At 68.8% G+C, this 8828-nt stretch carries 7 protein-coding genes; 4 read left to right on the top strand and 3 right to left on the bottom strand.

Translation table 11 applies throughout. The features are described 5' to 3' along the window. Positions 1-138 precede the first annotated feature (138 nt). On the bottom strand, positions 139-789 hold the full coding sequence (gene grpE, locus ACFWBQ_RS10205) for a nucleotide exchange factor GrpE (protein WP_385486144.1): 651 nt from the start codon (positions 787-789) through the stop codon (positions 139-141). After that, positions 786-2639, bottom strand: a complete 1854-nt coding sequence (gene dnaK / locus ACFWBQ_RS10200) for a molecular chaperone DnaK (protein WP_385486142.1) — start codon at positions 2637-2639, stop codon at positions 786-788. The genes grpE and dnaK overlap by 4 nt, the downstream gene beginning before the upstream one ends. A 288-nt stretch (positions 2640-2927) precedes the next feature. On the opposite strand from dnaK, the gene ACFWBQ_RS10195 reads away from it, so the two are divergent. From ACFWBQ_RS10195 to ACFWBQ_RS10180, 4 genes are all read left to right on the top strand, one after another. Next, entirely contained in the window at positions 2928-3587 is a 660-nt protein-coding gene (locus ACFWBQ_RS10195) for a sugar transferase (RefSeq protein WP_385486140.1), read from the top strand. Between the two features lie 91 nt (positions 3588-3678). Further along, on the top strand, positions 3679-5946 hold the full coding sequence (locus tag ACFWBQ_RS10190; protein ID WP_385486138.1) for a heterodisulfide reductase-related iron-sulfur binding cluster: 2268 nt from the start codon (positions 3679-3681) through the stop codon (positions 5944-5946). Positions 5947-6071: 125 nt separating this feature from the next. Then, positions 6072-7226 (top strand): FG-GAP repeat domain-containing protein, encoded by a 1155-nt coding sequence (locus tag ACFWBQ_RS10185; RefSeq protein ID WP_385486136.1) that lies wholly within the window; start codon positions 6072-6074, stop codon positions 7224-7226. Positions 7227-7342: 116 nt separating this feature from the next. Beyond that, positions 7343-8257: a Yip1 family protein gene (locus ACFWBQ_RS10180; RefSeq protein WP_385486134.1), complete on the top strand. Its 915-nt coding sequence runs from the start codon at positions 7343-7345 to the stop codon at positions 8255-8257. A 66-nt stretch (positions 8258-8323) separates the two neighbouring features. Here ACFWBQ_RS10180 and ACFWBQ_RS10175 read toward each other — a convergent pair whose 3' ends face one another. Next, positions 8324-8824 (bottom strand): phosphoribosyltransferase, encoded by a 501-nt coding sequence (locus tag ACFWBQ_RS10175; RefSeq protein ID WP_385486132.1) that lies wholly within the window; start codon positions 8822-8824, stop codon positions 8324-8326. Positions 8825-8828 lie beyond the last annotated feature (4 nt).

The raw sequence follows: 8828 nt of genomic DNA, 5'->3' as shown, positions 1-8828 counted from the left end.
TCCCTCTTTTATCCTCAACTCCACCAGAATGCCCTGTCCCCCCTCCCCCCCCCCCCGCCCGCCCGGCGGGCCCGCGCGCCGGCCCGGGGCCCCCCCCCCACGCCCCGTCGGTGTTCACCGCAGTGGTCGGACTGGATGTCAGACCTCTTCGGTGCCACCGCTCTCCTCGTCGTCTGCCTTCTCTTCCTTCGCCGCCGCGGGCGTCGCGCCCGGCTGCGGCTCGGCCACGGCCACCCGCGCGGGGCGGATGGTGCGCTCCCCGATGCGGTACCCAGGCTGCAGGATCGCCACGCAGGTCGTCTCGGTGACGTCCGGTGCGTAGCTGTGCATCAGGGCCTCGTGGATCGTCGGGTCGAAGGGCTCGCCCTCCTCGCCGAACTGGTGCAGGCCCAGCTTCGCGACGACCGTCTCCAGCGATTCGGCCACCGACTTGAAGCCGCCGACCAGCTCGCCGTGCTCCCGTGCGCGACCGACGTCGTCCAGCACGGGCAGGAGCTCGGACAGAAGGCCCGCGACTGCGACCTCCTTGACCTGCACCCTGTCCCGCTCGACCCGCCGGCGGTAGTTCTGGTACTCGGCCTGCAGCCGCTGGAGGTCGGCCGTGCGCTCACCGAGCGCGGTACGGACCTGGTCCAGCTGCGCCGTCAGGGCCGCTGTCTGCTGTACGTCCCCGGCCGGGGCCGCCGCCTCCTCGGAGGAGGGGGTGGCGGCCTGCGGCTCGACGTCGTCGGAGTTGGCGCCGGAGGGGACGTCGGGCTTCTCGTCGAAGCCCGGAGTCTCCTCGGTCACGCCGCACCGCCCTTGTTGTCCTTCTCGTCGTCCACGATCTCGGCGTCGACGACATCGTCATCGGCCTTGGCGCCGTCGTCGCCCGGAGTGTCGGAGCCCGGCGTCGCACCGTCGGTCTGGGCATTGGCGTACATCGCCTGGCCCAGCTTCTGGGAGACGGCCGCGACCTTCTCGGTGGCGGTACGGATCTCGGCGGCGTCCTCGCCCTTGAGCTTCTCCTTCAGCTCGGTGAGCGCGGTCTCCACCTCCGCCTTCACGTCACCGGGGACCTTGTCCTCGTTGTCCTTGAGGAACTTCTCCGTCTGGTAGACGAGCTGCTCGCCCTGGTTGCGCGACTCGGCGGCCTCGCGACGACGGTGGTCCTCGTCGGCGTACTGCTCGGCCTCTTCGCGCATCCGGTTGACCTCGTCCTTCGGCAGCGAGGAGCCACCGGTGACGGTCATCTTCTGCTCCTTGCCGGTGCCGAGGTCCTTGGCAGCGACGTGCATGATGCCGTTCGCGTCGATGTCGAACGCGACCTCGATCTGCGGGACACCACGCGGGGCCGGCGGCAGACCGGTCAGCTCGAACATCCCGAGCTTCTTGTTGTACGCCGCGATCTCGCGCTCGCCCTGGTAGACCTGGATCTGCACGGACGGCTGGTTGTCCTCGGCCGTCGTGAAGATCTCGGAACGCTTGGTCGGGATCGTGGTGTTGCGCTCGATGAGCTTGGTCATGATCCCTCCCTTGGTCTCGATACCGAGGGACAGCGGGGTCACGTCGAGGAGCAGGACGTCCTTGACCTCACCCTTGAGGACACCGGCCTGGAGCGAGGCTCCGATGGCGACGACCTCGTCCGGGTTCACGCCCTTGTTGGCGTCCTGGCCGCCCGTGAGCTCCTTGACGAGCTCGGCGACGGCCGGCATACGGGTCGAGCCACCGACGAGAACGACGTGGTCGATCTCGGAGAGCTGGATGCCCGCGTCCTTGATGACGTTCTGGAACGGGTTCTTGCAGCGGTCCAGGAGGTCAGCGGTGAGCTGCTGGAACTGCGAGCGCGTGAGCTTCTCGTCCAGGTGCAGCGGGCCCTCGGCCGAAGCGGTGATGTAGGGCAGGTTGATCGTGGTCTCGGTCGAGGACGAGAGCTCGATCTTCGCCTTCTCCGCGGCTTCGCGGAGACGCTGGAGAGCCATCTTGTCCTTGGACAGGTCCACGCCGTGCCCGTTGGCGAACTGCTTCACCAGGTAGTCGACGACGCGCTGGTCCCAGTCGTCACCACCGAGGTGGTTGTCACCGTTGGTGGCCTTCACCTCGACGACGCCGTCACCGATCTCCAGGAGCGACACGTCGAAGGTGCCGCCACCGAGGTCGAAGACGAGGATCGTCTGGTCGTCCTTGTCGAGCCCGTACGCCAGCGCGGCGGCCGTCGGCTCGTTGACGATGCGCAGGACGTTCAGGCCCGCGATCTCGCCGGCCTCCTTCGTCGCCTGGCGCTCGGAGTCGTTGAAGTACGCCGGGACGGTGATGACCGCGTCGGCCACCTTCTCGCCCAGGTATGCCTCGGCGTCACGCTTGAGCTTCTGCAGGATGAAGGCGCTCATCTGCTGCGGGTTGAAGCCCTTGCCGTCGATCTCGATCTTCCAGTCAGTGCCCATGTGGCGCTTGACGGAACGAATCGTCCTGTCGACGTTCGTGACTGCCTGGCGCTTGGCGACCTCGCCGACGAGCACCTCGCCGTTCTTCGCGAAGGCGACGACGGACGGCGTGGTCCTGGCGCCTTCGGCGTTGGTGATGACGGTGGGCTCGCCGCCTTCGAGAACGCTCACGACGGAGTTAGTCGTGCCCAGGTCGATGCCGACCGCACGTGCCATTTCGATTCCTCCAACTGACTACTTGAGTGGATCTGACTCAAGGATGCACGACACCCGCTCCCGAGTCAAAGGACCTGAGTCACATGGGCTCAACTAAGGTGCTCAGACCCATCCCCACCTGGGATTTTTATCTGCTGCACACATGAACGCCCCTCTGCCGTCGAGCGCGACACCCGGCACCCCCGCCACGCCGGACACCCCCGCCCCACCATCGCATCGTGGGATCGTTCTGTCACAAAATGCAGTGAGACGGTCATAACGGCACGTCACGGATCCCGGGCAGGTGCGATGCAGAACGCGAAGCAGACTGCGGTACGAAGGACGACGCACCCCGCCACAGCCACGGCGGCACGGGCGGCGGCCCGCGCGGCCGGGTTCGCAGCAGCGCATCTGGCAGCCATGACCGCCAAGCGGAGCCTGGACCTGGTGCTCGGCTCGGCCCTGCTGGCCCTGACCTCCCCCGCCCTCGCCGTCGGCGCCCTCGTCCTTGCGTTCCGGCCCGGAGGCGTACTGAGACGCGACATCCGGACCGGCCTCGGCGGCCGGCCCTTCGAGCTGCGCTCCCTGCGCACCCGCAGACTCCGCCTCGACCTGCTGTCCCGGCTGCCCCACGTCGTACGGGGAGAGCTCTCCCTGGTCGGTCCGGCGCCCCTCGCACCCGGCGATCCGGCAGCCGAAGGGCAGGGATGCCGGAACTGGCGGCAGGAGCTGCGGCCGGGCCTGACCGGGCTGGCCCAGGTGCGAGCCCGCTCCGGAATGCCCTGGGACGAACCCGCCCTGCTCGACGCGTACTACGCCGAGCATCATGGGACGGGACTCGACCTGGCGATCCTGGCGCAATCCGTACGCATCCAGCTGCGCACGGCACTCCGCGGGCCCGCCCGGCGGAGCAAGGCTCACCTGAGCGACACAGATCACCGCCCGCCCGGCTACAGCGTGGCGGAATAAGTGGATAGTGTCAGCACAGACTGATTAAGTTACTGCTTAGTAATCGCTTGTACGTGCTGGATCCCACCCTCGCAGGCCCGAGGAGCCCCCAATGCAACTCGCCGCGATCATCGTGTCGCTGGTGCTGACTGTCGTCGGCGTTGCGCTCATCGCCCGAGCCGTCGCGCAGATCTACCGGTTCATCCGTCTCGGACAGCCGGTCCCGGCAGGCAGCCGCACCGACGACCCCAAGCAGCGCACGATCACCCTGGTCAAGGAGTTCCTCGGCCACACCCGGATGAACCGGTGGGGGATCGTGGGCTTCGCCCACTGGTTCGTCGCGATCGGCTTCCTGACTCTGCCGCCGACGCTGCTCCAGGCGTACGGACAGCTCTTCCAGGCCGACTGGGTGCTGCCGATCGTCGGCGGCTGGCTGCCGTTCGAGATGTACATCGAGTTCATCGGCATCATGACCGTGCTCGGCATCGTCACGCTGATGGCCATCCGGCTGCTGAACCTGCCCTCCCGGGCAGGCCGCAAGTCGCGCTTCGCCGGCTCCAAGGCCTGGCAGGCGTACTTCGTCGAGTACATCATCCTGATCATCGGCCTGGCCATCCTGGCCCTGCGCGGCCTCGAGGGCGCGATCCACCATGTCGAGGGCTACGAGGCCGCGTACTTCGTCTCGTACCCCCTGGTGCTCGCCTTCAAGGGCCTCGCGCTCGGTTCGCTCCAGAGCCTGATCTACTTCACCGCGATGATCAAGATCGGCACCTCGCTGATCTGGATGATCACGGTCTCGCTCAACACCAACATGGGTGTCGCCTGGCACCGCTTCCTCGGCTTCCCGAACATCTGGTTCAAGCGGAACGCCGACGGCGAGGTCGCGCTCGGCGCACTGCAGCCCATGACATCGGGCGGCAAGGAGATCGACTTCGAGGACCCGGGCGAGGACGACGTCTTCGGTGTCTCCCAGGTCGAGCAGTTCTCCTGGAAGGGCATCCTCGACTTCTCCACGTGTACCGAGTGCGGTCGCTGCCAGTCGCAGTGCCCCGCCTGGAACACGGGCAAGCCGCTCTCCCCGAAGCTGCTGATCATGTCCCTGCGCGACCACGCGCACGCCAAGGCCCCGTACCTGCTGGCCGGCGGCGGCAAGGACATGGAGGGCAACGAGAAGGCGACCGCGGAGCAGCTCAAGGACGTTCCCGCGGCCGCCCTCGCGGAGGCCGAGCGCCCCCTCATCGGCACCGCCGAGGAGAACGGCGTCATCGACCCGGACGTCCTCTGGTCCTGCACCACCTGCGGTGCGTGCGTGGAGCAGTGCCCGGTCGACATCGAGCACATCGACCACATCGTCGACATGCGCCGCTACCAGGTGATGATCGAGTCCGCGTTCCCGTCCGAGGCGGGCACGATGCTCAAGAACCTGGAGAAGAAGGGCAACCCCTGGGGGCTTGCCAAGAAGCAGCGCGTGGAGTGGACCAAGGAGGTCGACTTCGAGGTCCCGATCGTCGGCAAGGACGTCGAGGACCTCAGCGAGATCGACTACCTGTACTGGGTCGGCTGCGCGGGCGCTCTCGAGGACCGTGCCAAGAAGACGACGAAGGCCTTCGCGGAACTCCTCCACATCGCGGGCGTCAAGTTCGCGATCATGGGCGGCGACGAGAAGTGCACCGGTGACTCGGCCCGCCGCCTCGGCAACGAGCCGCTGTTCCAGCAGCTCGGCCAGGAGAACGTCGCGATGCTGAACATGGCGTTCGGCGAGGACGACGACGAGCCGGAGACGAAGAAGCCGAAGTCGTCGAAGAAGATCGTCGCGACCTGTCCGCACTGCTTCAACACCATCGCGAACGAGTACCCGCAGCTCGGCGGCGAGTACGAGGTCATCCACCACACGCAGCTGCTCCAGCACCTGGTGGACGAGGGCAAGCTGATCCCGGTGACGCCGGTCGAGGGCCTGATCACGTACCACGACCCCTGCTACCTGGGCCGTCACAACAAGATCTACACGCCCCCGCGCGAGATCATCGCGAAGGTCCCGGGCCTGCGGAACGAGGAGATGCACCGCCACAAGGAGCGCGGCTTCTGCTGCGGTGCCGGTGGTGCCCGGATGTGGATGGAGGAGCGGATCGGCAAGCGCATCAACAACGAGCGCGTCGACGAAGCCCTCTCCCTCAACCCGGACATCGTCTCCACCGCCTGCCCGTTCTGCCTCGTCATGCTGACCGACTCGGTCAACGGCAAGAAGAACGACGGCCAGGCGAAGGAGTCGATCCAGGTGGTCGACGTCTCGCAGCTCCTCCTGGAGTCGGTGAAGATCCCCGCGGACCCGGCGGGCGACACGGAACCGGCGGACCAGCCGGAACCCGAGCCGGTGAAGTAACAGACGCTGTCGCGCGGCGGAAGCGGCCGGACCTGCCTCGGGGGCAGGACCGGCCGCTTCCGCCGTTCATGCATCATGTGGGTCGCACACAACCCACAGAGGCGTACGAGACGGATGAGGTGCCCGTGCGGATACGGATCGCAACGGCGAAGGCCGCGACGGCAGCACCGCTCGCGGCGGCCTGCGTCGGCCTGCTCCTGCTGACGGCCTGCTCGGGCCCCTCCTCGGCGCACGCACCCTCCCCGTCGGCGCCCGCCGCCCCGACGGGCAAGAACGGCGACGCCCCGCCCGAAGCCCTCGCCGGCCGGGCGGACACCCCGCGGCTGCCCGTCCCGCGCGGCCGGGGCAGCCGCACCGCCGACGACTTCAACGGGGACGGCCACCGGGACCTCGTCATCGACGACCTGGTGAAGGCTCCCGAGGACAGCCACGGCGACGACGCCGGCATCGGCATCGTGTACGGCTCCGCCGGCCGCGCCCTCGAACCCGGCTCCCGCCGGCTGCTGAGCGCCCGCACCCACGCGGCGAAGTTCGGCGACACCCTCCCCGCCGCGTTCGACGCCCAGACGGCGTGCGACCTCGACGCGGACGGCTTCACCGACCTGATCGTGGCCACGGATCCTCCGTACGACGGCATCGGCCGCCCGCCCGTGCCGCTCCAGGTCCTCTTCGGCTCGCCCGGAGGCCTGACCGGCAGGGCCGTCACGCTCCGCATCCCGGACACGGCCAGGTACGGCAACGAGTGGCCCGACCACCCCGTGTGCGGTGACTTCGACGGGGACGAGCACACCGACCTCGTCGTGACGGCGGGCGAGGGCAGGATCAGCCACCTCCGCGGCCCCTTCACCCGCGCCGGGGCGCCGCGCGGCGCCGAGTCCCTCCCGGGCGGCGGACCGTACCTCTTCGCCCCCGTGCCGAAGGCCGACACGAACGGCGACGGCTACGACGACCTCGTCCACACCGCCAAGCCCCACGCGCCCGGCGCGGCGGCCAGGGGCACGCTGCTGCTCGGCACCCCGAACGGCCCGGCCCGCCCCGGCGGCACCTACCGCTTCGAGGCCCCGCCGAACGGCATCCCGACGGCGCCGGTCCGCGGCTCCGGTTCCGCCGAGCCCGCGGAGACGGCACTGCTCGGCTACGCGGACTTCGACGGCGACAGGAAGCCGGACACCGTGGTCCGTACACACCGGGGCGAGGAGGCGGACCTCATCGCCCTGTACCCGGCCACCACTCCCGGCCGCCCCGGGATCAGTTTCTCCACGGCCCTGTTCCTGCGCTGAGCCCCTGCGGCAGACCCCCCAGGGTTCCCCTAGGGGATGTCACAGGTAGGCCGCAATGGCACCCGTGTTCCCCCGGCTCACCCACCGCACCCGCACGGACCAGGTACGTTCGATGCGTGGCTGGATTCAGGATCGGACGCGGCCGGGACAACCGCACGCAGCAGCAACACCCGCAGCAGCAACAGCCGTACGGCACGCAGGCACCACCGCAGCCGTACGGCCGGCAGTCGTGGCCTCCGGCAGGAAGCAACGGCGCACCGTACGGCGGCCCTCAGGGCGCCCCGTACAACGGCGGGCACGGCGGCAACGGACAGGGGCAGGGGGGCGGACACGGCGAACCGGAGTACTTCGGCGACCCGTACCACCAGCACCCTCAACAGGACCCGTACGCCAACGCCCCGGGCCACACACAGGCCTTCAGCATCAACGAGGACCCGTACGGCGACGGGAACACCTACCAGGGCGGCCAGGCCCCCGCCCAGCCCGCAGGCCCGCGCCTGCACTGGAAGCAGCTGCTGAGCGGCGTGGTGCTGCGCCCCGGCCCGACGTTCTGGCAGATGCGCGACCACCCGGTCTGGGGACCCGCGCTCGTCGTCACGTTCGTGTACGGCCTGCTCGCGCTCTTCGGCTTCGACCAGGCCCGCGACGAGGCGATCCACGCGGAGGTCTCCACGGCCATCCCGTACGTCGTGATCACGGGCATCGGCTTCGTCATCGGCGGCCTGGTCCTCGGCGCGGTCACCCACACCCTGGCCCGCCAGCTCGGCGGCACGGGCTCCTGGCAGCCGACCGTGGGCCTGTCCATGCTGATCATGTCGATCACGGACGCCCCCCGCCTTGTCTTCGCCCTGTTCCTGGGCGGCGAGAACTCGCTGGTACAGATCGTCGGCTGGGTGACCTGGCTGGCCGCCGGAGCGCTGTTCACCTCCATGGTGAGCAAGTCGCACGACCTGCCGTGGCCGAAGGCCCTGGGGGCCTCCGCGATCCAGCTGATCGCCCTGCTGTCGATCATCAAGCTCGGCACGATCTGACCCCGACACTGCGCGGAAGGGCCCCGGTGCTCGGCACCGGGGCCCTTCCCACGTCCGCCCGCAGGTCTACGAGTCGAGAACCTGCCCCGCACGGCGCACGACGGGCTTCTCGACGCTCCACGGGAAGTTGATCCACTGATCGGTCTTCTTCCACACGTACTCGCATTTCACGAGCGACTGCGACTTCTCGTAGATGACCGCACTGCGCACCTCGGCCACATGGTCGATACAGAAGTCGCGCACCAGCTTCAGCGTCTTGCCCGTGTCCGCCACATCGTCGGCGATGAGGACTTTCTTCCGCGTGAAGTCGATGGCGTTCGGCACGGGCGCCAGCATGACGGGCATGTCCAGGGTCGTCCCGACCCCGGTGTAGAACTCCACGTTCACCAGGTGGATGTTCTTGCAGTCCAGCGCGTACGCAAGGCCGCCCGCGACGAAGACCCCGCCGCGCGCGATGCTCAGCACGACATCCGGCTCGTACCCGTCGTCGGCCACCGCCTGCGCAAGCTCACGCACGGCGAGCCCGAAGGCCTCGTACGTCAGATTCTCCCGCGCCTCATCAGCCATGCCG

Source organism: Streptomyces sp. NPDC060035 (genome assembly GCF_042736635.1).
GTDB lineage: Bacteria > Actinomycetota > Actinomycetes > Streptomycetales > Streptomycetaceae > Streptomyces.
The sequence above is the reverse complement of the archived record's forward strand: the minus strand, read 5'-3'. Positions and strand labels throughout refer to the sequence as shown.